Annotated in this window: 14 protein-coding genes; 12 read left to right on the forward strand and 2 right to left on the reverse strand. The window is 74.0% G+C overall.

Features of this window, described 5'->3' with window-relative positions; translation table 11 throughout:
• Positions 1 to 2,681 (reverse strand): type 2 lanthipeptide synthetase LanM family protein (locus ABZ809_RS33390; RefSeq protein WP_357566645.1); only part of this gene is annotated, 2,681 nt, incomplete at its 3' end.
• Between the two features lie 316 nt (positions 2,682 to 2,997).
• On the opposite strand from ABZ809_RS33390, the gene ABZ809_RS33395 reads away from it, so the two are divergent.
• The 4 genes from ABZ809_RS33395 to ABZ809_RS33410 are packed head-to-tail and all read left to right on the forward strand — an operon-like array spanning position 2,998 to position 6,484.
• The gene (locus ABZ809_RS33395) at positions 2,998 to 4,833 is read left to right on the forward strand and encodes a BTAD domain-containing putative transcriptional regulator (RefSeq protein WP_357566646.1); all 1,836 of its coding nucleotides are present in this window, start codon (positions 2,998 to 3,000) and stop codon (positions 4,831 to 4,833) included.
• Positions 4,834 to 4,893: 60 nt separating this feature from the next.
• On the forward strand, positions 4,894 to 5,259 hold the full coding sequence (locus tag ABZ809_RS33400) for a hypothetical protein (protein WP_357566647.1): 366 nt from the start codon (positions 4,894 to 4,896) through the stop codon (positions 5,257 to 5,259).
• A 5-nt stretch (positions 5,260 to 5,264) separates the two neighbouring features.
• Positions 5,265 to 5,741 (forward strand): beta-hydroxyacyl-ACP dehydratase, encoded by a 477-nt coding sequence (locus tag ABZ809_RS33405; protein WP_357566648.1) that lies wholly within the window; start codon positions 5,265 to 5,267, stop codon positions 5,739 to 5,741.
• On the forward strand, positions 5,738 to 6,484 hold the full coding sequence (locus tag ABZ809_RS33410; RefSeq protein ID WP_357566649.1) for an SDR family NAD(P)-dependent oxidoreductase: 747 nt from the start codon (positions 5,738 to 5,740) through the stop codon (positions 6,482 to 6,484). Before ABZ809_RS33405 ends, ABZ809_RS33410 begins: the two co-directional genes overlap by 4 nt.
• Here ABZ809_RS33410 and ABZ809_RS33415 read toward each other — a convergent pair.
• Complete coding sequence (locus ABZ809_RS33415) at positions 6,456 to 7,292, reverse strand: SDR family oxidoreductase (RefSeq protein WP_357566650.1); 837 nt, start codon at positions 7,290 to 7,292, stop codon at positions 6,456 to 6,458. The two genes, ABZ809_RS33410 and ABZ809_RS33415, sit on opposite strands and share 29 nt — an antisense overlap.
• 180 nt (positions 7,293 to 7,472) lie before the next feature.
• Here ABZ809_RS33415 and ABZ809_RS33420 point away from each other — a divergent pair, with 180 nt between their 5' ends.
• The 8 genes from ABZ809_RS33420 to ABZ809_RS33455 form a co-directional block, all read left to right on the forward strand.
• Entirely contained in the window at positions 7,473 to 8,429 is a 957-nt protein-coding gene (locus ABZ809_RS33420; protein WP_357566651.1) for a beta-ketoacyl-ACP synthase III, read from the forward strand.
• A gap of 23 nt (positions 8,430 to 8,452) precedes the next feature.
• Positions 8,453 to 8,692 carry a phosphopantetheine-binding protein gene (locus ABZ809_RS33425; protein ID WP_357566652.1) on the forward strand — a complete coding sequence of 80 codons (240 nt, stop codon included), beginning with the start codon at positions 8,453 to 8,455 and terminating at the stop codon, positions 8,690 to 8,692.
• The gene (locus ABZ809_RS33430; protein WP_357566653.1) at positions 8,689 to 10,050 is read left to right on the forward strand and encodes a condensation domain-containing protein; all 1,362 of its coding nucleotides are present in this window, start codon (positions 8,689 to 8,691) and stop codon (positions 10,048 to 10,050) included. Before ABZ809_RS33425 ends, ABZ809_RS33430 begins: the two co-directional genes overlap by 4 nt.
• A gap of 165 nt (positions 10,051 to 10,215) precedes the next feature.
• A complete protein-coding gene (gene sbnA / locus ABZ809_RS33435; protein ID WP_357566654.1) occupies positions 10,216 to 11,196 on the forward strand; it encodes a 2,3-diaminopropionate biosynthesis protein SbnA in 981 nt (326 codons plus the stop codon).
• Entirely contained in the window at positions 11,190 to 12,227 is a 1,038-nt protein-coding gene (sbnB, locus tag ABZ809_RS33440) for a 2,3-diaminopropionate biosynthesis protein SbnB (protein ID WP_357566655.1), read from the forward strand. Before sbnA ends, sbnB begins: the two co-directional genes overlap by 7 nt.
• Positions 12,224 to 12,430, forward strand: coding sequence for an MbtH family NRPS accessory protein (locus ABZ809_RS33445; RefSeq protein WP_357566656.1), 207 nt, complete (start codon positions 12,224 to 12,226; stop codon positions 12,428 to 12,430). Before sbnB ends, ABZ809_RS33445 begins: the two co-directional genes overlap by 4 nt.
• Before the next feature lie 61 nt (positions 12,431 to 12,491).
• Entirely contained in the window at positions 12,492 to 17,504 is a 5,013-nt protein-coding gene (locus ABZ809_RS33450) for an amino acid adenylation domain-containing protein (RefSeq protein WP_357566657.1), read from the forward strand.
• Positions 17,501 to 22,698 (forward strand): amino acid adenylation domain-containing protein (locus tag ABZ809_RS33455; protein WP_357566658.1); only part of this gene is annotated, 5,198 nt, incomplete at its 3' end. The genes ABZ809_RS33450 and ABZ809_RS33455, both read left to right, overlap by 4 nt.

The following is a 22,698-nucleotide window of genomic DNA, read 5'->3' on the forward strand; positions in this document are numbered from 1 at the left end:
GCCCGGGCGTACCGCGCGCCGCCGGTGCGGGCGTACCGGCCCAGGGCCCGGCCGACGCCGGCCAGCCCGTCGGTGAAGCCCGGGCCTGCGGGCAGGTCGTCCCGCTCGACCGCGTCGGCGAGCCGGTCGGCGCAACTGCGGGCGAGCGCCCCCGCCGGCTCGTGACCCAGTTCGGCGTGCACCGCGTCCATGGCGGCGAGGCAACCCGCGCTGCCGTCGGCCCAGCCGACGGCCCGGGACGCCGCGCTGGCGGCGGTGGTCAGGTCGACCGCCGTGCGGGCCTGTTCGGCGAGACCGGGGTCGGCCAGCAGGGTGGACAGCCGGGCGAGCCCGTACGCGATGCCGCCGAGGCCGGCCAGCCCGCCGGGACCGATCGCGGCCACCAGCTCCGGTCGGGCCCCGAGTAGTCGGAACAGCCCCGGCACCGCGCCGACGCCCCGGTGCGCCAGCTCGGCGTGGCGCGAGCTGCCTGTCACCGCCGCGAGCTGGGCGAGGAAGAGCGCGACCCCGAGGTGGCCGGTGGCGAGCCCGGCGCCCATCGGCAGGACCAGCCACTGCCGGTCGTCGACCAGCTCCAGGCCGAGCCAGTTCACCCGGCCGGGGCCGGCCACGCCGCGGGCCTCGATCTCGTCGGCGATCACGGACGCCGTGGCGAGCAGGCGCTCCGGCGACGCGTCGGCCGCCGCCACCACCCGCGACCCGGGTGGTGGGGTGTGCCGCCCGTCGACCGGACGCCGGGTGGCCAGCGTCGCCGAGACGATCCACTCCTGGTGCCGCCGGTCGGTGTCGCCCAGCGTGGCCAGCTTGTCGAGCGCGGCGTCGAGCCCGCAGCGGGCCAGCGGCACCGGCAGCGGTTCGTCGTCGCCGGCGGCCCGGACGGCGCGGCTGCCGGGTGTGCCCTCGAACAGCGGGACGTCGCCCTCCCACAGCGCGGCGACCTCGTGCCGGGGGAGCTGGGCGAGGAACGGGTGCGTGGCGGCGCTCGACCAGAGGGCGCCGAACGCGCGGTCCCGATCCAGCGCGTCGCCGAGGACGTCCGGGTGGGTGGTCTCGGCGAGCAGGGCACGGTAGGCCGAGGTGGGGCGGGCGACCAGTCGCACCGGGATGGCGGCGCAGGAGACGACCAGCTCGGTGAACTGCCGCCGGTGGGCGTGGATCGCCTCGTACGCCAGCCGGAACCCCGCGCGCAGCGCCGGCTCGTGGGCCGTGGGGTCGATGTCGGTGTCACCGAGGCGGGGGCGGTTGCGGCCGCCGAGGAAGCCGACGGCGCGCCGGGTCAACCGCATCCGGTCGGTGCCCGGATCGGCCCAGTCGATCGCGCTGGCGGGTGCCGTCCCGCCGCGGTCGCCGCCGATGCCGGACAGGTCCATCGCTCCCTGGTCACCCACGACGATCAGCGGGACCAGGCCGGTCCGGTGCACCGACGCGGTCAACAGGTCCGCGGCCGGGTCGCCGGTGCCCGCCGGCTCACCCAGCGCGGGGTGGAAGAGCGTCTCGGTGTCCACCACGACCGGCGTCGCACCGGCGGCGATCAGGTTCTCGTAGTGCATGTCCGTCGCGTGCAGGGCGTGCAGCAGCGCGAGCAGGGCACCCTGGCGACGGTAGAACCCGTCCGCCTCCTCCGGACGGCTGAGCGCCACCGCGTCGACGTACTCCGACCAGCCGTAACCCGGCCGGGCCAGGGTCGCGACGCCGCGCAGCCCCAGCCCCGGCGCCCGCCGTTCCAGCCAGTCGACGAAGCCCGTGAACCGCACCTGGGAGGTCAGGTCGCGCGGCTTGTAGACGAGGTGTCGGCCGTCCGCGAAGCGCAGCACGGCGGTCGTCCGGCCGCCGGCGTGGGCGTCGCCCAGGTCGCTCTGGACCGCGACCAGCAGGCCCGGGTCGGTGCCGCCGAGCAGGGCCCGGACCAGGTCGCCACGGTCGGCGAGGAACCGGGCCAGCAGTTCCAGCCCGGCCCGGGCGGCGCGCGTGCCGGTCTGGGCCAGCAGGCGGGCCAGCACCGGGTAACGGTCGACCAGGTCGGCGAGCCCGGCGGGGGCGCAGAGCTGCGTCACGAAGTCGGCGAACCGCGCCCGGCTGTCGGCGCCGGCCAGCCGGCCGGCCGCCCGTCGGCGGTGCAGCTCCGAGACCAGCGTGCGGGCCGCCACGGAGAGCAGGTGGCGACCCACCTCGGCGGCGAGGTGACCGGTGAGGGCGGGCAGGTCCACCACCCGCTCCGTCGCGAGCCGATCGGCTCCGGCGGCGAACCGGTCCACGGCGAGGTCGACGAACGGGCGCAGGGGCGCGGTGAGGGCGGCCCGCCAGTCCGCCGGGTCGGCCGGCGGGCGGGGCGCCGCCGCGGCGCGCAGCGCCGACTCGACGGTCTCCGCCCAGGCCGGGCGGGGGATCCTGGCCGCGATCGCGGCGCGGTCCTCCGCCAGCAGGTCGAGCAACCCCGGCTCGTCCAGGCCGACCTCGGCGAGCCGCGCCGAGAGCCCCACGCCGTGCCCGGCGCGCCACGGGGCCAGCCGCCGGTCGGTCTCGTCCGTGTCGCGCGCCGCGTGTCCGCCCGGTCGGCCCGACGCGCCGCCGGCCGGCCCGGAGGCCCGCTCGTGCAGCGCGAGCCCCGACGCCCACCAGTGCGGAGCCAGCCGTACGCCGTAGGCGTGGTCGGTGGCGCCGGCCAGGGGAGTCGAGGTCACCGTTGCAAGGTGCCAGAGCGGGATGAGGAATTCATGAGTGGAAACCACTCACATTCATGTCACTTTGCTGGCAGCGGCGGCGGACGCGGGGCGGGCGGCGCCGGTGGCCGACGGGGCGCGGAGGGCCGGAGGGCGCTGGATGGCGCCCGGCATCGACGGTCGACCATCCATGGTAGTCACCATGCGTGATCAAGTGAATGGCCAGCGTGATGTCGGTGCGAAATTGAGTGCCGCTCACGCATGTGGACAGTGCCGGTGCCGATGAGTCTTCGGACGACTGTTCCCGGGCGGGGCGGCGCGATGGACGGAGCCAGGCATGGAGTTTCGGGTGCTAGGGCCGGTGGGGGCCTGGAGGGGCGACGGGGAGGTGGCACTGGACGGCGCGAAGCAGCGGACGGTGCTGGCGGCGTTGCTGCTCGCCGAGGGGCGCACCGTGCCGGACACCCGGCTGTGCGAACTGCTCTGGGGGGAGCGCCCGCCGGCCACCTTCGCCGCCCAGCTCTACAACTACGTCTCGCGGCTGCGCAAGTACCTCGGCGCCGGGGTGGACATCGTCCGCCAGTGGTCCGGGTACCAGATCCGGATCGGTACCGCCCGGCTCGACCTCGACGAGTTCGAGCGGCTGGCCGAGGCCGGGCGGGAGGCGCTGCGCGGCGGGCGGCACGGCGAGGCCGCCGATCGGCTGCACGCCGCCATGGGGTTGTGGCGCGGCCCGGCGTTGTCCAACGTCACCGAACACCTCGCCGCGGCCGAGTCGCACCGGATGGCCGAGCTGCGGATGGCCGTCCTGGAGAGCCGGATCGAGGCCGACCTGCTGCTGGGGCGCCACGTCCGGCTGGTCCCCGAGATCACCCAGCTTGTCGCCGAGCACCCGCTGCACGAGGGACTGCGGGGGCAGCTGATGACCGCCCTGGTCCGCTGTGACCGGCAGGCCGACGCGCTGGCCACCTACCACGAGGGCCGCCGGGTGCTCGCGGACGAACTGGGCGTCGACCCGGGCCCGCAACTCGCCGAGACGTACCGGGCGATTCTCGCCGGCACCCCGGCCCCTGCCCCGGCCCCGGCCCCGGCGGTCGTCGCGGAGCCGAGCTGGCACGGCGTGCGGCCCGCGATGCTCCCGCCCGGCGTCGGCGACTTCGCCGGGCGGGAGGATGAGCTGAGCGGGCTGGTCCGGGTGTTGACAGCCGTGCCGCCGGCCCGCCCGCCGGTCGCCGTGGTGACCGGGATGGCCGGCGTCGGCAAGAGCACGCTCGCCCTGCACGCCGCCCACCTCACCCGGGCCGCGTTCCCCGACGGTCAGCTCTACGCCGACCTCGGTGGCGCGCGCGGCAACGCCGTCGAGCCGTACGACGTGCTCGGCTGGTTCCTGCGCAGTCTGGGCCACGCCGAGTCGGCGATCCCCAAAGGGCTCGACGAGCGGGTCCGGCTCTACCGCAGCCAGCTCGCCGGCCGGCGGCTGCTGGTCATGCTCGACGGCACCGCGAACTACGCGCAGGTGTCCCCGCTGCTGCCCGGCGATCCCGGCTGTCAGGTCATCGTCACCAGCCGGCTCCGGATGCCCGAACTGGCCGGCGCCACGTCGATCGAGGTCGGCACCCTGAACCGCGAACAGGCGCTGGCCCTGTTGGGCCGGATCATCGGGGCGGAGCGGGTCGCCGAGGAGGCCGATGCCGCCAACCGGATCGTCGAGCTGTGCGGCCGGCTCTCCCTCGGGGTCCGGGTCACCGGCTCCCGGCTCCTGGCCCGCCCGCACTGGTCGCTCGGGTACCTGGCGGACCGGCTCGCCGACGAACGGTACCGGCTGGACGAGCTCCGGCTGGGCTCGATGGACGTCCGGGAACGGCTGGACAGCAGCTACCACCAGCTGGCCGACCTGGGACAGCTCGCCCTGCGCCGGTTGGCGCTGCTGCGCGCGCCAGCCTTTCCGAGCTGGGCCACCGCCGAGGTGCTGGGCATCTCCCGGCACGCCGGTGACGAGGTCGGGGAGAACCTGGTCGACGCGCGCCTGCTGGAGATCGTCGAGTCCGACGGCGGCCGGCGGCAGCGGTTCCGCTTCCACGACCTGGTCCGCGTCTTCGCCCGGGAGAAGGCCGACCAGACCGACCGGGTGCTGGTGGCCGGCGCCGGGGCGCTGAGCGCGGTGGGAAGCTGAGCGTGCGGGGACCGCGCCGTGGTGTAGAGAAGATATAGCGGATCGCCGCATGGTGGCCGGGTGAATGCCCTGACTACGGCCGACTGCGCGACGGCCGTCCCCATCGACGTGGAACGCGTCGACCCCGACACGATCGTGGCCCGGATCCGCCCCGACCTCGACGATCCGGTCTTCGCCGGACACTACCCCGGATTCCCGCTGGTGCCGGGGGTGCACATCTTCGAGTTCGTGCACCGGGCGGTCCGCGCCGCCGAGCCCGGGCTGGTGCTGACCGAGATCGTCAGCTGCCGCTTCCTGCTGCCCTTCCGCGGCGAGGACGAGCTGGTCGTGACGATCCGCCGGACCGGCGAGCTGTGGCGGGGCGACGTCGAGGTCGCGGCCGTGCCGGTCGCCGAGGTGCTGCTGCGCTACCAGAGCGAGGAGTGACGACCATGCTGGGTATCGAGGAGATCAGAAGGATAATCCCGCACCGACCGCCGATGCTGCTGGTCGACCGGGTCACCACGCTGGAGCCCCGGCGGCGGCTGGTGGGTTCGCTCACCGTCACCGGTGACCGGCCGCTGCCGCTGTCGCTGCTCCTGGAGTCCTGGGGGCAGGCGGCGCTGGTGCTGATCCGCCACGACCGGCCGATGCCGGACGTGCTCACCGACGGCGTGCCGGTCGCCGGGGTCTTCGAGCACATCCGGTTCGGCCGCCCGGTGCTGCCCGGGGAGACCGTGGAGCACCACGTCACCATGACCAGGCTGGTCGCCGACACCGCCTTCGTCACCGGCGAGAGCGTCGTCGGGTCCGACGTGGTGCTGCGCGTCGGCCGGCTGGTCGGGGCGATGCGGACGGTGGAGTCGCTGCGCGCCTCCCTGGAGGCGGCCACCCCGGGTCCGACAGTGGCGTCCGGGGCGGCGCGGTGAGCGCCGGTGGGCGGCCGGTCGCCCTGGTCACCGGCGGCTCGCGGGGCATCGGCCGGGCGGTGGTGCTCCAGCTCGTCCGGGACGGCTACGACGTGGCCATGTGCTACCAGTCCAGCAAGGACGCCGCCGACGAGGTCGTCGCGGAGGCGGCCCGGGCCGGCGGGCGGGTGCTCGCCATGACGGTGGACGTCGCCGACGCCGCCGCGGTCCGCGACTTCGTGTCGACCGCGGAGCGGGAGCTGGGTGACCCCGACGCGGTGGTCACCGTCGCCGGGATCATCCGGGACAAGCCGCTGGCGCTGATGGCCGACTCCGACTGGCGCTCGGTGATCGAGGTGAACCTGGACGGCACGTACCACCTCTGCCGCGCGGTCGTCCGCCGGATGATGCGCCGACGCGCCGGATCGATCGTCACGGTCTCCTCGGTGTCCGGCGTGGCCGGAAACCCGATGCAGACCAACTACTCCGCCTCCAAGGCCGGGATCATCGGGTTCACCAAGGCGCTGGCCAAGGAGGTCGGCCGGTACAACATCCGGGCCAACGTGGTCGCGCCGGGCTACGTGGACACCGACATGATCGCGGCCCTCTCCGGAGAGCTGGGCGCCATCGCGCGGGACCGGGTGGCCCTGGGCCGGCTCGGGCGCAGCGAGGAGATCGCCGAGGTGGTCTCGTTCCTGCTCTCGTCCCGCGCGTCGTACCTGACCGGCCAGGTGATCACCGTGGACGGCGGCCTGTCGACGTGACCGGCCGCCGGCCACCGCCGGTGACGACCCTGGGATACCAGGGGCCGAGCAGCCGGGTCAGGATCTCGGTGCGGTAGGCGTCCGCGCCGATCAGGATCCGGGCCCGGTTTCGGACCACCCCGCGCAGGATGACCCGGGCGGCGTACTCCGCCGAGATGTCGACGGACCGCTCGAAGTCCTCCCGGACCGCCTGGTAGTCCCGTAGCCCGTCGTTGCGGGAGTTGCGCATGATGTTCGTCCTGATCCGGCCCGGGTGCACGCAGCTCACCCTGACCGGCACCCCGTCGGCCCGCAGCTCCTGCGCCACCGCCTCCGTGAAGCCCCGGACGGCGAACTTGGCGGCGTTGTACCCGCTCTGCATCGGCGCGCCGGCCAGCCCCAGCACGCTGGAGACGTTGACCAGGTGCCCGCGCGACGCGGTCAGCAACGGCAGGAACGCGCGGGTGCCGTGCACGACACCCCAGAAGTCGACGTTCATCACCCATTCGAGGTCTTCCCAGGCCCCGTCGACGACCGAGGCGAGCAGGGTCACCCCGGCGTTGTTGACCACCAGGTCGGCACGGCCGAAGTCGCTACCCACCTGTTCGGCGTGGTCCAGTACCGCCACCCGGTCCGCCACGTCCAACCGGTAGCCGCGCACCTGGCCCCCGTGCCGCGCGCAGCGCTCCACGGTCTCCCGCAGCCCCTCGTCGTCGACGTCGGAGACGGCGACCCCGGCACCCCGGGCGGCCAGCTCGACGGCGAGCGCGCGGCCGATGCCGGAGCCGGCGCCGGTGACCACCGCAACCTTGTCAGTGAAGTCTCTCATCCTGGACCTTCTCGATCGGCCTCCGGGCCTCGGCGGTCCGCGCCCGACGCAGGCTCTCCCGGCCGCCTATGGGATTCCTATGCCGCCTCGATATGTAGAGAAGCTATGAGGCGGCCGGCCCAGCATCTCTCCCGACGGTCCTCGACACGGCTGCCGGCCGGGGTTGACGAAGGGAGAACGATGTCGGACATCTTCGGTTCGGCGATCACCGGGCTCGGCGCCTATCGGCCCACCCGCGTGGTCACCAACCCGGACATCGCACTGCGTACGGAGGTGACTCCGGAGTGGATCGAGGAGCGCACCGGGATCAAGACCCGGCACGCCGCCGGTCCGGAGGAGACCGTGCCGGTGATGTCCGCCGAGGCCGGTGCGAAGGCGCTGGCGATGGCGAACGTCGACCCCTCCGAGGTCGACCTGCTCATCCTGGCCACCGCCACCAAGCGGGACCGGATCCCGGGCGGTGCGCCGGAGGTCGCGCACCGGATCGGCATCCCGGACACCGGCGCGTTCGACCTGAACGCCGCGTGCGCGGGCTTCGCCTACTCGGTGTCGGTGGCGTCCAACGCGGTCCGGCTCGGCGAGGCGCGCAACGTGCTGGTCATCGGGGCCGAACACCTCACGGAGTTCATCGATCCCGAGGACCCGGCCACCTACGTCATCTTCGGTGACGGCGCGGGCGCCGCGGTGATCTCCCGTTCCGAGACCCAGGACATCGGCCCCGTGGTGTGGGGCAGCGACGGCCGCCGGGCACCGATCCTCGGCACGAAGTGGGCGCGCGACGGCAAGGAGTACGCCTCCATGAACGGGCCCCTGGTCTACCGGTGGTCCACCAAGAACATCCCCCCGGTCGCCCACGAGGCCTGCGCCCGGGCCGGCATCGACCTGTCGGAGATCGACTGGTTCGTGCCGCACCAGGCGAACCTGCGGATCATCGAGCAGCTCGCCGAGATCCTGGAGATCCCGGAGGAGAAGGTCGCCCGGGACGTGATCGACACGGGGAACACCTCCGCCGCCTCGGTGCCGCTCGCCCTGAGCCGGCTGCACGAGAGCGGCCGTACCAAGCCCGGTGACAAGGCGCTGCTGCTCGGCTTCGGTGCCGGCCTCGCCTACGCCGGCCAGATCGTCCGGATGCCCTGAACACCCCTCGAAAGGACACTGACATGACCGTTGACCAGGTGGCCACCGACGTCGAGCTGCTCACCCGCAAGCTGATGACCGAGGACGTGGACCGGCCCATCTCCGCCGACGACACCTTCGTGGACCTGGGCCTCGACTCGCTCAAGCTGGTCGACCTGCTCGGCGCCGCCGAGGTCCACTTCGACATCGAGGTGCCGGACGAGGAGGTCGGCAACTTCGTCCGCGTCGGCGACCTGACCGACTTCGTGCTCGGCGCCAAGTGAACGCCGGCGACGGGGCCGCCCGGGAGCTGTCCGTCGGGCAGGCCGCGCAGTGGGCGCTGTACCGGCTCGCACCCGAGAGCTCGACCAGCAACGTCGTGACGGCCGTGCTCGCCGAGCCGGCCTTCGACACCGACGCGCTGCGGGCCGCCCTCGTCGCCGTCCAGGAGCGGCACGACCTGCTCCGGTCCCGGTTCACCGAGACCGGCGCGGGGCCGGTGCGACTCGTCGACGGCACCGGCTCGGGTGCCGTCGAGGTCCGCGACGTCGGCGACATCGACGACGAGGCCCTGCGGACGCTGGTCCGCACCGTCGGCGAGGAGCCGCTCCGGCTGGAACAGGACGGACCGCTGCGGGCCGTGCTGCTGCGGCGCCGTACCGACTGCGCGCTGGTGCTGGTGATCCACCACATCGCCACCGACGGGCTCTCCCAGTGGCTGATCTGGCGGGACCTCGGCGACGCGTACCAGGTGGTGCGGGGTGGCGGCACGATGGACTGGCCGAGCCGGCCCAACTACGACGAGTTCGTCGCCCGGGAGCAGGCCCTGCTGGCCGGCCCCCGGGGCGCCGAGCTGGCCGAGCACTGGGCCCGCACCTGCGCCGGAGCCACCGCCGCCACCCTGCCCACCGATCGGCCCCGCTCCGCCACCCGCTCGTACCGGGGCGCGTCCGTGGCCCGGCTGCTGCCGGACGACCTCGCCCGGCAGGTACGCGCCACGGCCGCCGCCCTGGCGGTCACCCCGTTCAGCGTCCTGCTCGGCGTCTTCGAGGTGCTGCTGCACCGCTGCACCGGGCAGCGGGAGTTCACCATCGGCTGCCCGGTCTCGGTGCGGCGGGGACGGGCGCTGCGGGAGGTGGTCGGGATGCTGGTGAACGCGGTCGTGCTGCGCTCGTCGTTCGCCCCGGACACCACCTTCGCGGCGGCGATCTCCGCCGCGGGACGCCAGCTCTCGGACGGGGTGGCGCGTGCCGCCTACCCGTTCCCGCTGGTGCAGGCGGCCCGCCGGGACCGGGATCCGCTGGTGCGGGTCACCATCACGCTGCTCACCCGGCAGCACGGCGACACGCTCTCCGACACCAGCAACGGGTTCGTCGGGCACCGGGTACGCCAGTTGGTGGTGCCCTACGACGAGGGCCAGTTCGACCTCGCCGTGACGATCCACCAGCTGCCCGACCTGACCCTGCGTACCGAGTTCAACTACGACAAGGACCTGCTCGACCGCGCCACGGTCGAGCGCCTGTTCGACCAGTTCCTGGCCCTGCTCGGCGCCGCCTGCGCCGATCCGGCCGCCACGGTCGCCGACGCCAGCCTGGCGGGCGACGCCGAGGAACGGATGCTGCTCGAACTCGGCATGAGCTGAGCAACCCGGTGATCCGGCGCCCGTCCCCGACGCGGCGCCGGTGCCGCAGCGCCCGTCCCCGACGTGGCGCGCGTTCCACAGCGCCCGTCCCCGACGCGGCGCCCGTGACACAGCGCCCGCACGCGGAGGCGGGCGACATTCCGTCAGCCCGGAGAGGGGGTTGAAATGGATCAGGGAATTCTCTCCACGGTCGGCAACACGCCCCTGGTGAGACTGGACCGGTTGTTTCCCGACTTTCCCGCCCGGGCGTACGCGAAACTCGAACAGTTCAATCCGGGTGGCAGCATCAAGGACCGGGCGGCACTGAACATGCTGCGCGGGAAGATCGCAGCCGGGGAACTGGTGCCGGGTCGTTCCGTGGTGGTGGAGTCCAGCTCCGGCAACCTCGCCATCGGCCTGGCCCAGATCTGCGCGTACTACGGCATCCGGTTCATCTGCGTGGTCGACCCGAAGACCACCCGGCAGAACCTGGCCGTGCTGGCCGCGTACCAGGCCGAGATCGACATGATCGAGCGGCCCGACCCGGAGACCGGCGAGTACCTGGCCGTCCGGCGGCGCCGGGTGCGGGAGCTGGTCGAGACGGTGCCCGGTGCCTACCGCCCGGACCAGTACACGAACCCGCTCAACGCGATGGCCCAGCGGCAGACCATGGCCGAGATCATGACCGAGCTGGACGGCCGGGTCGACTACCTGTTCTGCTCCACCGGCACCTGCGGCACCCTGGTCGGCTGCGCCGACTACCTGCGCGAGGGCGGCCACTCCACCCGGATCGTCGCGGTCGACGCGATCGGCAGCGCGATCTTCGGCCACCCGCCGGCGCCCCGGCTGATTCCCGGGCACGGTGCCTCGGTCGTGCCACCGCTGGCCGCCACCGCCCGGCCGGACGAGGTGCTGCACGTGTCCGATCTGGACTGCGTGGTCGGGTGCCGGTTGCTGGCCACCCGGGAGGCCATCCTCGCGGGCGGGTCGTCCGGGGCGACGGTGGCCGCGCTGCGGCGCCGGATCGCGGACCTCCCCGCCGGGAGCACCAGCGTCCTGATCTTCCCGGACAACGGCGACCGCTACCTCGACACCATCTACTCCGATCGCTGGGTGACCGAACAGTTCGGCGAGGTCAGCCACCTGTGGAAGGGCGACAAATGCTGATCATCGGCCATACCGGGGTCCGGGACGTGCTCGACGGCGACGAGGCGCGGGTCATCGACATCGTCCGGCAGGCGTACCTGCTGCACGAGCAGGGCCGCACGAGCGTGCCGCACTCGGTCTTCCTGCGCTTCCCCGACAACGCCCGCAACCGGATCATCGGACTGCCCGCGTACCTGGGCGCCGACCCGCCGGCCGCCGGCATGAAGTGGATCTCCTCGTTCCCGGCGAACATCGAGCGGGGCCTGGACCGGGCCAGCGCCGCCATCGTGCTCAACTCGCTCGCCACCGGCCAGCCCGACGCGGTGATCGAGGGATCGGTCATCTCGGCCCGGCGGACCGCGGCCGGCGCGGCCCTCGCCGCGCAACTGCTGACCGCCGACCAGCAGCCGGACGGCCTGGCGCTGATCGGCTGCGGGCTGATCAACCAGCAGGTGCTGCGCTTCCTGACCGTGGCCCTGGCGCCACCGGCCTCGCTCGTGCTGCACGACTCCGACCCGCGCCGGGCCGAGACGTTCGCCGGGAAGGCGTCGGCGCTGCTGCCGGGCACGACGATCAGCGTGGTGGGCAGCGCCGAGGAGGCGCTGGCCGCCCACCGGCTGGTCTCGATCGCCACCACCGCCAGCGAGCCGCACCTGGGGCTGGCCGCCTGCCAGCCGGAGACCGTGGTGCTGCACCTGTCGCTGCGCGACCTGCACCCCGAGGCGATCCTGTCGGCCCGCAACGTCGTCGACGACCCCGACCACGTGTGCCGGGAACGCACCTCGCTGCACCTCGCCGAGCAGCTCACCGGGGGCCGCGACTTCATCCACGCCACCATCGGCCAGCTCGCCGGCGGTGCGGCGCTGCCCGCCGCCGACGTCCCGGGGCCGGTGGTGGTCTCGCCGTTCGGACTCGGCGTCCTGGACATCGCCCTGGCCCAACACGTCCGCGACGCGGCCGCCCAGCGGGGGCTCGGCGTGCGGATCGACGACTTCACACCCGTACCGGCCGCCGCCGTGGCGTCCGCGGAACCCACGAGGGAGAGAACATGAGCGACGACGACCGCAGCTACCTGGTGGTGCTCAACGACGAGGAGCAGTACTCGATCTGGTGGAGCGACCGGGCGCTGCCGGCCGGCTGGCGGGCCGAGGGCACCGAGGGCACCCGGGACGAGTGCCTCAGCCGGATCAACGAGATCTGGACCGACATGCGGCCGAAGAGCCTGCGTCTGCGGATGGACGGCGCGTCCGTCTGACGGTCCGCCGGAGGCGTGACTCCGGCTGCCCGCGCCCACATTACTCCCCGGAGGAGCACCGATGAGCACCCCTCTGTCCACCCTGCCGGCCGCCGGAGCGGGCACGGTCGATCCGGTCGTCCTGCCCGGACTGATCGCCCGCCAGGCCGCGGCGACGCCCGACGCGACCGCGGTGCTCGCCGGCGACGTGCGGATCGGCTACGCCGACCTCGACCGCCGCGCCAACCAGCTCGCCCAGCACCTGGTCGGGCTCGGCGTCGGTCCGGAGTCGACGGTCGGCGTGTACCTGCGCCGGGGGGTCGACCTGGTGGTGGCCCTGCTCGGGGTGTGGCGGGCCGGCGGCGCGTACCTGCCGCTGGACCCGGCGCACCCGGCGGACCGGCGACGGTGGATCGTCGCCGACACGGGGGTGGACGTCGTGCTCACCCGGACCGACCTGGTCGACGACAGCCTGGCCGGGCCGTCGCACGTGGTCTGCCTGGACGCCGACCGGGCGCGGATCGAGGCTGGACCGGACACCGCGCCGCCGGTCCGGATCGACCCCGACAACGCCGCCTACGTCATCTACACCTCCGGCTCCACGGGCCGGCCGAAGGGCGTGGTCGTCACCCACCGGGGCATCGGGAACCGGGTGGCCTGGACGGTCCGCCAGCACGGCCTGTCGCCGGCGGACCGGGTGTTGCAGAAGACCGCGGTGAGCTTCGACGCCGCCGGCTGGGAGTTCTTCGCCCCGCTGATCTGCGGGGCCACGGTGGCGCTCGCGCCGGACGGCGCCGAACGCGACCCGGCCGCGCTGGTGGCGGCGGTCATCCGGTCCGGTGCGACCGTGCTCCAGGGCGTTCCGTCGGTGCTGCAACTGGTGACGGAGGAGCCGGACTGGCCACGGTGCACCTCGCTGCGCCTGGTCTTCTCCGCCGGCGAGCCGCTGCACGCCGAGCTGTGCCAGCGGCTGGCGGCGGTGCCCGGGGTGCGGGTGTGGAACACCTACGGCCCGACCGAGTGCGCCATCGACGTCACCGCCCAGCCGGTCGACCTCGCGCAGCTCACCGGCCCGGTGCCGATCGGCCGGCCGCTGGACAACCTCCGCCTCCAGGTGTTGGACGCCAACCGGCGGCCGGTGCCGATCGGCGTGGTCGGTGATCTCTACGTCGGTGGGGCGGGAGTCGGGCGCGGGTACGTCAACCGGCCCGACCTCACCGCGGAGCGGTTCGTGCCCGACGAGTACGGGCCGCCCGGCACGCGGCTCTACCGCACCGGCGACCAGGTCCGGTGGCGCTCGGACCGGAGCCTGGAGTTCGTCGGCCGCGCCGACGACCAACTCAAGATCAACGGAGTGCGGATCGAGCCGGGCGAGGTGGAGGCGGCCCTGGCCGCCCACCCCGACGTCCGGCGGGCCGTGGTCGTCGGCTTCGCCGAACCCGCCGGCCGTCCCCGGCTGGCCGCGTATGTCTCCAGCCGGCGCACCCTGACCAGCGTGGAGCTGCGCTCCTTCCTGACCGACCGGCTGCCCGACGCCCTGGTGCCGGCGGTGTTCGTCCCGGTGGCGGAGTTCCCGCTCACCACCGGCGGCAAGGTCGACCGGGCCGCGTTGCCGCCGGTCGAGACCGTCGACGGGGCGGACTACCTGGCACCGCGCAGCGACGCCGAGCGCCTGGTCGCCCGGCTCTGGCAGGAGCTGCTCGACATCGAACGGGTGGGGGTGCACGACGACCTCTTCCAGCTCGGCGGGTCGTCGCTGGTGACCGTCCGGCTCGCCAGCCGCCTCGCCGCCGAGTCCGGCGTGCGTGTCGAGCTGAGGGAACTGCTCGCCGCGACCACGGTCGAGGCGCAGGCCGCCCTGCTGACGGGCGACACCGACGCGACGTCGCCGGTGGTCCCGGTGCCCCGGACCGGCCCGTTGCCGCTCTCCCCGGCCCAGCGGCGACTGTGGCTGCTGGACCAGCTGCACCCCGGCAGCCCCGAGTGGGTGGTGCCGCTCTACCTGCGGCTGCCCGGCTCGCTGGCACCCGACACCGTACGGGCGGCGCTGACCGCGCTCCAGGCCCGGCACGAGGCGCTGCGCACCCGCTACCTGCCCCAGGACGGCGAGCCGCACCAGGTGGTCGATGCGCCCGGCCCGGTCGACCTCACGGTCCGCGACGCGGCCGAGGCCCCCCTCGTCGACCTCGTCGACGCCCAGCTCCGCCAGGGCTTCGACCTGCGTACCGGGCCGCTGTGGCGGGCCACCCTGGTCACCTCGCCCGGGGCGGACCACCTGCTGCTGGTGGCGCTGCACCACATCGCCTCCGACGCCACCACCGCCGAGGTCCTCGAACGCGACCTGCGGGAGCTCTGCGCGGCCCACGCCGCCGGCCGGGACCCCGAGCTGCCGGCGCTGACGGTGCACTACGCCGACTACGCGGCCTGGCAGCGCCGGTACCTCACCGACGACCGGGTCGAGCGGGAACTCGGCTTCTGGCGGGAGCAGTTGGCCGGGGTGCCCGAGCTGACCCTCCCGTTGGACCGGCCCCGGCCGGCGGTGCGCGACCCGCGCGGCGCGCACGTCGAGTTCGAGGTGCCGGCGGAGCTGGCGGCGGAGCTGACCGCGCTGGGCCGGCGCTGCTCGGCGACCCCGTTCATGACCATGCTGGCGGGCTTCGCCACGCTGCTGTCCCGCTACAGCGGACAGTGGGACGTCGCGGTCGGCGCGCCCACCTCCGGGCGGCGGCCACCGGAGACGGAACAGATCGCCGGGGTCTTCCTCAACCCCGTGGTGGTGCGCTGCGACCTCGACCCGTCCGCCCCCTTCGAGGCGGCACTGCGGGCGGTCCGCACCCGGACCATGGCCGCCCTCGCCCACCAGGACCTGCCCTTCGAGCGGGTGGTCGACGGCCTCGTCGACACCCGGGACCTGTCCCGCACCCCGCTCTACCAGGTGATGCTCAACGCCCAGGAGGGCGGCATCACCGGCCAGTCGACCGACGACGAGACCCTGCTGGACGCGCTGCGCCGGGCGGCCCAGATCGCCAAGACCGACCTCACCATGCACGTCTGGCCCCGGCCGGACGGCACGCTGGCCGGCAGCCTGGAGTACGCCACCGCCCTGTTCGACGAGCGGACCGTCCGGCGGATGGCCGACCACTTCGTCCGGCTGCTCGCCGCGGCGGTGGCCGCACCCCGGACCCCGCTCGCCGACCTCGACTTGCTCCCGCCGGCCGAGCGCCACCAGCTCCTGCACGAGTTCCACGGCCCCACGGTGCCCCGGGACACCGCGACCGTCTGCGACCTGTTCGAGGCCCAGCGGCACCGTACGCCGACCGCGGTGGCGCTGCGCCACGGCGACCTCACCACGACCTACGCGGCGCTGGACGACCGGGCCAACCAGTTCGCCCACCACCTGCGGCACGCCGGTGTCGGCCGGGGCGCGGTGGTGGCCGTCCTGCTGGACCGGGGCGTCGACCTGGTCGCCACGATCCTCGGCGCCTGGAAGGCGGGCGCGGCCGTGCTCCCGCTCGACCCGTCGTACCCCGCCGACCGGATCGGGCACATGCTCGCCACGGCCGGCGTGGAACTGGGCGTCACGCAGGCGGCGTACGCCCCGAGGTTCACCGTGCCGACCCTGCACGTGGACACCCACCGGTTGATGATCTGTGCCGGCTCCAACAGCCGGCCGGACCGCGACACCGACCCGGAGGAGACGGCCTACGTGCTGTTCACCTCCGGCTCGACCGGCCGCCCCAAGGGCGTGGTCCTGTCGCACCGCGCGGTGTCCAACTTTCTCGCCTGCGCCGTCGAGACCGAGGCCCTGGGCGACCGGGGCACGCGGGCCGGGCAGGGCGACGGCGCACCGCTGTTCACCACCATCGCCTTCGACCTGTCCATCCCCAACCTGTTCAGCCCGCTGGTCTCCGGCCAGTCGGTGACCCTGCTGCCCGCCGACCTCGACATCGCCGAGCTGGGTGCCCTGCTCGTCAAGGCCGGCCCGTTCGACCGGTTCATCATGACCCCGCCGCACCTGGAACTGCTCACCGAGCAGCTCGACGACGAGCAGGCGGGCCAGCTCTCCGGCCTGATCTGGACGGCGGGGGCGGCGCTGCCCGGGGAGCTGGCCAACCGGTGGCTGGACCGGCTCGGGCCGGGCGGCCTCACCAACAGCTACGGGCCCACCGAGACCACGGTGATCATGACGGCCCACCCGGTCGAGACGCCGCAGACCGCCGACATCGTGCCGATCGGCCGGGCCATGGCCAACACCACGGTCCGGGTACTCGACGACGCGCTGCGCCTGCTGCCCGTCGGCGTGGTCGGCGAGCTGTACATCGGGGGCGCGTGCCTGGCCACCGGCTACGCCGGCCGGCCGGACCTGACCGCCGAGAGGTTCGTGCCCGACCCGTACGGGCCGCCGGGCACCCGGCTGTACCGCAGCGGCGACCTGGTCCGGATGCGCCCGGACGGGGTGATGGACTTCGTCGGCCGGGCCGACGACCAGGTCAAGGTGCGTGGCTACCGGATCGAACTCGGCGAGATCCGCGCGGTCGTCGAGGAACACCCCGGGGTCGCCCAGTGCGTGGTCGTCGTCCACGAGGACCGGCTGGTCGCCTTCTACCGGGGCGAGGCGCCCGACCTGGCCGCCCACTGCGCCCGGCTGCTACCCGAGTACATGACGCCGAGCCTGCTCGTGCCGGTGGCCGAGATCCCGCTCAACACGAACGGCAAGGTGGACCGGGCGGCGCTGCTCGGCCTGCTCTCCACCGCCGTCTCGACGGGCACCGCCGGTGCCGAGGACGCCTTCGTGGCCCCACGCACCATCGTCGAGGAACGCCTCTGCGCCATCTGGAGCGACCTGTTCGGCGTTCCGGTCGGCGCGCGACACAACTTCTTCGCCATCGGCGGGCACTCCGTGCTGGCGGCCCGGCTGGTCGCCGGCCTCCAGGAGGAGTTCGACCTCGACGTGTCCCTCCGGCTCGTCTTCGAGCACCCGACCGTCGAGGCGATGGCGGGTGCGGTGGAGGACCTCATCCGGGCCGAGGTGGACGCACTCTCCGACGCCGACCTGACCGAAGACCTGCGGCAGACCAAGGAGCACCAGGCATGACCTCGACCGCGAACCAGCCGAACCTGCGCGAGTCGCTCGTCCAACGTCGGCTGGCGGGCAAGGCCGCCGGCCGGCGTGCCACGATCCCGACCGCCGACCGCTCGGGTGACCTGCCGCTCTCCTTCGGCCAGCAGCAGATGTGGTTCCTCAACCGGCTGGACACCACCAGCCCGGAGTACCTCGTGTCCTCGGCGCTGCGCCTGCGCGGTCCGCTGGACCGGGCCGCGCTGACCCGGGCGTGGGACGCCCTGATCGCCCGGCACGAGATCCTGCGTACCCGCTACGCGATGGCCGACCTGACGCCGGTGCAGGTCATCGACGACCCCCGGCCCCAGGAGCTGCCGCTTGTCGACCTGACCACCGTGCCGGAGGCGGAGCGGGAGGACCGGGCCACCACGCTGATGACCGAGCTGGCCGGCATCGGCTTCGACCTGGCGACCGAATGGCCGGTGCGGGCGACGCTGCTGCGGCTGGACGAGGCCGAGCACCTGCTGGTGCTGGTGATCCACCACATCGCCTGCGACGCGCCCTCCACGGCGGTGCTCCTCGGCGACCTGGCCGAGCTGTACGGCGCGTTCGTCCGGGGCGAGCGGCCGGCGCTGACGCCGCCGGCCGTGCAGTTCGCCGACTTCGCGGCCTGGCAGCGCGACCGGCTGCGCGGCGACCTGCTGGAGCGGCACCTGGAGCACTGGCGCGACCGGCTCGCCGGCATCGCCCCGCTGGAGCTGCCGGCCGACCGGCCCCGACCGCGGGTGCGCGACTGGCGGGGCGCCTCGGTGCCGTTCGCGCTCTCCGCGGACCTCTCCGCCGCGCTGCGCGACATCGCCCGTGGCGCGGAGACCACCGTGTTCGTCACCCTGCTGACCGCCTTCCAGGCCCTGCTGTCGCGCTACACCGGCCGCACCGACATCCCCGTCGGCAGCGTGACGTCGGTGCGCGACCGCGCCGAGCTGCGCAACCTGGTCGGGTACGGGATCGACAACCTGGTCGTCCGGGGAAGCTGGACGGGCGATCCGACGTTCGCCGACCTGCTGCGCGCCGGCCGCGAGACGGTGCGGGACGCCTTCGCGCACACCGACGCCCCGTTCGCGCTGCTGGTCGACGAGTTCGAACCGGAGCGGGACCTGTCCCGCACGCCGCTCTACCAGGTGGCCTTCACACTCGGCGACGACGCTCCCACCGGCACCTGGCCGGCCGGCCTCGTGGCCGAGACGCTGTGGCTGCCGACCCGGGTCGCCAAGGTGGACCTGCAACTGCACGTGGTCGAGGGCGCCGACGGCCGGCTGCGCGGGCACCTGGAGTACGCGACCGCGCTGTTCGACGAGGCCACCGTGCGGCGGATGGCCGAGCACCTCGGCCGGCTGCTGGAGCACGTCGGCGCCGAGCCCGAGGCCCGGATCTCCGCGCTGCGCCTCCTCGACGACGCGGAACTGGCGGCGGCCACGCCCGCCCCGGCCCGCCCCGCCGCCGCGGTGACGCAGACGGTGCACGGCGTCTTCGCCGCCACCGCCGCCGCCCACGCCGACGCGACCGCCCTCACCGACGGCGCGCGACACCTCACGTACGCCGAACTGGACGCCGCCTCGAACCGGCTCGCGCACCACCTGCGGGCCCTCGGCGCCGGCCCGGAGCGGCTGGTCGCGGTCTGCCTGGACCGCGGCGCGGAGCTGGTCTCGACCCTGCTGGGCGTGCTGAAGTCCGGGGCGGCGTACCTGCCGGTGGAGCCGGGCGTCCCGGCCGACCGGCTCGACTTCATGCTGACCGACGCCGAGGCGCGGATCGTGGTGACCTCCGCGGCCCACCGGGCGCGGTTCGCCGACTTCGACGGCGTCGTGGTCGTGCTGGACGACCCCGGCCAGGCCGGGGAGATCGCCGGGCGCCCCGGCACCGATCCGGGCGTCGCCGTCGACCCCGAGAACCTGATCTACGTCATCTACACCTCCGGGTCGACCGGCCGTCCCAAGGGCGTGTACCTGACCCACGCCAACGTGCTGCGGCTGACGACCGTGGCCCAGGACGACCTGAACTTCGGCCCCGCCGACGTGTGGCCGCTGTTCCACTCGTACGCCTTCGACGTGTCGGTCTGGGAGCTGTGGGGCGCGCTGCTGCACGGCGGCCGGCTGGTGATCGTGCCCCGCGAGGTCACCCGTTCCCCCGGCGACCTGCTCGACCTGCTGGTCGAGGAGCAGGTCACCGTGCTCAACCAGACCCCGACGGCGTTCCGCGGTCTGGTGGGGCTGGCCCGCGACGGCGACCCCCGCGTCGACCGGCTCGCGCTGCGCGCGGTCGTCTTCGCCGGCGAGAAGCTGGAGTACGGCGACCTCGGTCCCTGGGTGGCCCGGCGCGGACTGGCCGCGCCCCGGCTGCTCAACCTCTACGGGATCACCGAGATCACGGTGCACGCCACCTACTACGAGGTGCGCCCGGAGGACCTGGCCGGCACCGCCGCCAACCCGATCGGCGTGCCGCTGGCCGACCTGAGCATCCACCTGCTCGACCAGTACGGCAATCCGGTGCCGGTCGGCGTCACCGGCGAGATCCACGTCGGCGGGCCCGGCGTGGCCCGGGGCTACCTGAACCGGCCCGAGCTGACCGCCCAGCGGTTCGTGCCCGACCCGTTCGGCCCGTCCGGCGCCCGGCTGTACCGCAGCGGCGACCTGGCCCGCCGACGGGCCGACGGCAGCCTGGAGTTCGTCGGCCGGATCGACGACCAGGTGAAGATCCGGGGCTACCGGGTCGAGCTGGGCGAGATCGAGGCCGCCATCGCGGCCCTGCCCGAGGTGCGGGAGGCCGTGGTCGTCGTCCGCGAGGACACCCCCGGCGACCGGCGGCTGGTGGCGTACTCGGTCGTCGACGAGCAGGCCGAGCTGCCCCGGCCGGGACAGGTGCGCGCGGCGCTGGCCCGCACCCTGCCCGAATACATGATCCCGTCGGCGTTCGTCCCGCTGGCCCGGCTGCCGCTGACCGTCAACGGCAAGCTCGACAAGCGGGCGCTGCCGGCTCCCGACCGGGCCGTCACCGCCACCGACCGGCCCTACGTGGCGCCGCGTACCGAGGTGGAGGAGCGGCTCGCCGCGATCTGGTCCGAGCTGCTCGGGCTGGAGCGCGTCGGCGTCGAGGACGGCTTCTTCGACGTCGGCGGCGACTCGATCCGCGCCGTCGCGCTCGCCGGGGCCATCCGCGCCGCCGGCTTCGACGTGCAGGTGCGGGACCTCTTCGAGCGCCGCAGCGTCGCCGAGCTGGCGGAGTTCCTCACCGGCCGCCCCGCCCCGGCCGCGGCGGAGCCGGCCGTCGAGGCGTTCGCGCTGATCTCCGGGACCGACCGGGCCGCGCTGCCGGACGGCGTCGTCGACGCGTACCCGTGCACCCAGGTGCAGCTCGGCATGCTGGCGGAGATGCTCGCCGACGAGCACAACCACTACCTCAACGCCACCACCTACCGGATCCCCGACTCCGGCGAGTTCTCGCTCGAGGCGTTCCGGGAGGCCGCCGCGCTGCTGGTGGCCCGGCACGAGGTGCTGCGTACCTCGTTCGACCTGACCGGCTACTCGGTGCCGATGCAGCTCGTGCACGCCACCGCCGAGATGCGGGTCGGCATGGACCGGGCGCGCGCCACCGACCGGGCCGGCCTGGAGCGGGAGCTGCGCGACTTCATCGCCGCCGAGCGGGCCGACATGTTCGACCTCGCCCAGCCGGCGCTGTTCCGGCTGCACGCCCGCGTCTGCGCCGACGGGAGCTGGTGGCTCACCCTCACCGAGTGCCACCCCATCATGGACGGCTGGAGCTACCACTCGCTGATGATGGAGCTGGTCGGCGCGTACCACCGGATCCGCGACGGGCTGCCGGTCGAGCCCCGCCCCGCCCCGCCGGTGCGGTTCGCCGACGCGGTCGCCGCCGAGCTGCGCGCCACCTCCGAGGGCATCGACCGCGCCTTCTGGCACGGCCGGGTCGCCGGCCGGGACCGGTTCGTCCTGCCCGAGGGCTGGGGCGACCCGACCGCCGCCGACGGCGCCCAGTACGACCACTGGGTGCCGCTGCACGACCTGGAGCCCGGCCTGCGGGCGCTGGCCCGCGAGACCGGTGTGCCGTTCAAGTCGGTGATGCTGGCCGCGCACCTGAAGGTGATGAGCCAGCTCACCGGGTCGGGGTCGTTCTTCACCGGGCTGGTGTCCAACATCCGCCCCGAGGTCGCCGGCGCGGACCGGGTGTACGGCATGCACCTGAACACGGTGCCGTTCGTGTACGAGTCGGGCGCGCGGACCTGGCGTGAGCTGATCGCGCGGACGTTCGCCGGTGAGCTGGAGCTGTGGGCGCACCGACGCTACCCGCTGCCGGTGCTCCAGCGGGAGGTCGGCGACGGCACCCGGATGCTGGACGTCCGGTTCAGCTTCCACGACTTCCACCAGATCGACACCGACGAGATCGACTATGCCGACTCGATCGACGACAGCCCGAACGAGTTCCCGCTGGGCGTGATCAGCCGGCTCGGTTTCCTCACGCTGGAGGCCAACCTGCGCCACCTCGGCGTGCCGCAGGTCGCCCGGCTCGGTGGCATGTACCGGGCGGTGCTGGAGGCGATGGTCGCCGACGTGGACGGGGACGCGGTGGTGACGTGTCTGCCGGCGGGTGAGGTGTCGGTGGTGTTGGCGGACGGGCCGTCGGTGGTGGAGCCGGTGTCGCGTTCGGTGTTGGGCGAGTTCGAGGCGCGGGCGGCGCGGACGCCGTCGGCGGAGGCGGTGTCGGTGCCGGGCGACCGGGCGATCGACTTCGCCGGGCTGGACTCGCGGGCCGAGGACGTCGCCCGGTGGCTGGCCGGTCGGGGTGTGGGTTCCGGTGCGGTGGTGGGTGTGCTGCTGGACCGGGGTGTGGAGCTGGTGGCGTCGATGCTGGGGGTGTGGAAGGCGGGTGCGGCGTTCGTGCCGGTGGACCCGTCGTACCCGCCGGGCCGGATCGCGTCGATGCTCGCCGACGCCGGTGCCCGGGTGGCGGTCACCTCGGCCCGGTACGCCGACCGGTTCGCCCCGACCGGCGTGGAGGTGGTGCGCGTCGAGGAGATCGAGCGGACCGACTCGCCCCTCCCGGCGCGCGACACGGATCTCGACGAGTTGGCGTATGTGATTTTCACGTCGGGTTCGACGGGTCGGCCGAAGGGTGTGCAGGTTACGCATCGGGGTTTGGCGAATCATGTGCGGTG

It is taken from the genome of Micromonospora sp. NPDC047074 (assembly GCF_040643815.1).
In the GTDB taxonomy this organism is placed as follows: Bacteria; Actinomycetota; Actinomycetes; order Mycobacteriales; family Micromonosporaceae; genus Micromonospora.

Coding starts and splice junctions, on each gene's coding strand:
- ABZ809_RS33395 (WP_357566646.1), top strand. CDS start 2,998: ATGGAGTTTCGGGTGCTAGGGCCGGTGGGGGCCTGGAGGGGCGACGGG.
- ABZ809_RS33405 (WP_357566648.1), top strand. CDS start 5,265: ATGCTGGGTATCGAGGAGATCAGAAGGATAATCCCGCACCGACCGCCG.
- ABZ809_RS33415 (WP_357566650.1), bottom strand. CDS start 7,292: ATGAGAGACTTCACTGACAAGGTTGCGGTGGTCACCGGCGCCGGCTCC.
- ABZ809_RS33420 (WP_357566651.1), top strand. CDS start 7,473: ATGTCGGACATCTTCGGTTCGGCGATCACCGGGCTCGGCGCCTATCGG.
- ABZ809_RS33425 (WP_357566652.1), top strand. CDS start 8,453: ATGACCGTTGACCAGGTGGCCACCGACGTCGAGCTGCTCACCCGCAAG.
- sbnA (WP_357566654.1), top strand. CDS start 10,216: ATGGATCAGGGAATTCTCTCCACGGTCGGCAACACGCCCCTGGTGAGA.
- sbnB (WP_357566655.1), top strand. CDS start 11,190: ATGCTGATCATCGGCCATACCGGGGTCCGGGACGTGCTCGACGGCGAC.
- ABZ809_RS33445 (WP_357566656.1), top strand. CDS start 12,224: ATGAGCGACGACGACCGCAGCTACCTGGTGGTGCTCAACGACGAGGAG.
- ABZ809_RS33450 (WP_357566657.1), top strand. CDS start 12,492: ATGAGCACCCCTCTGTCCACCCTGCCGGCCGCCGGAGCGGGCACGGTC.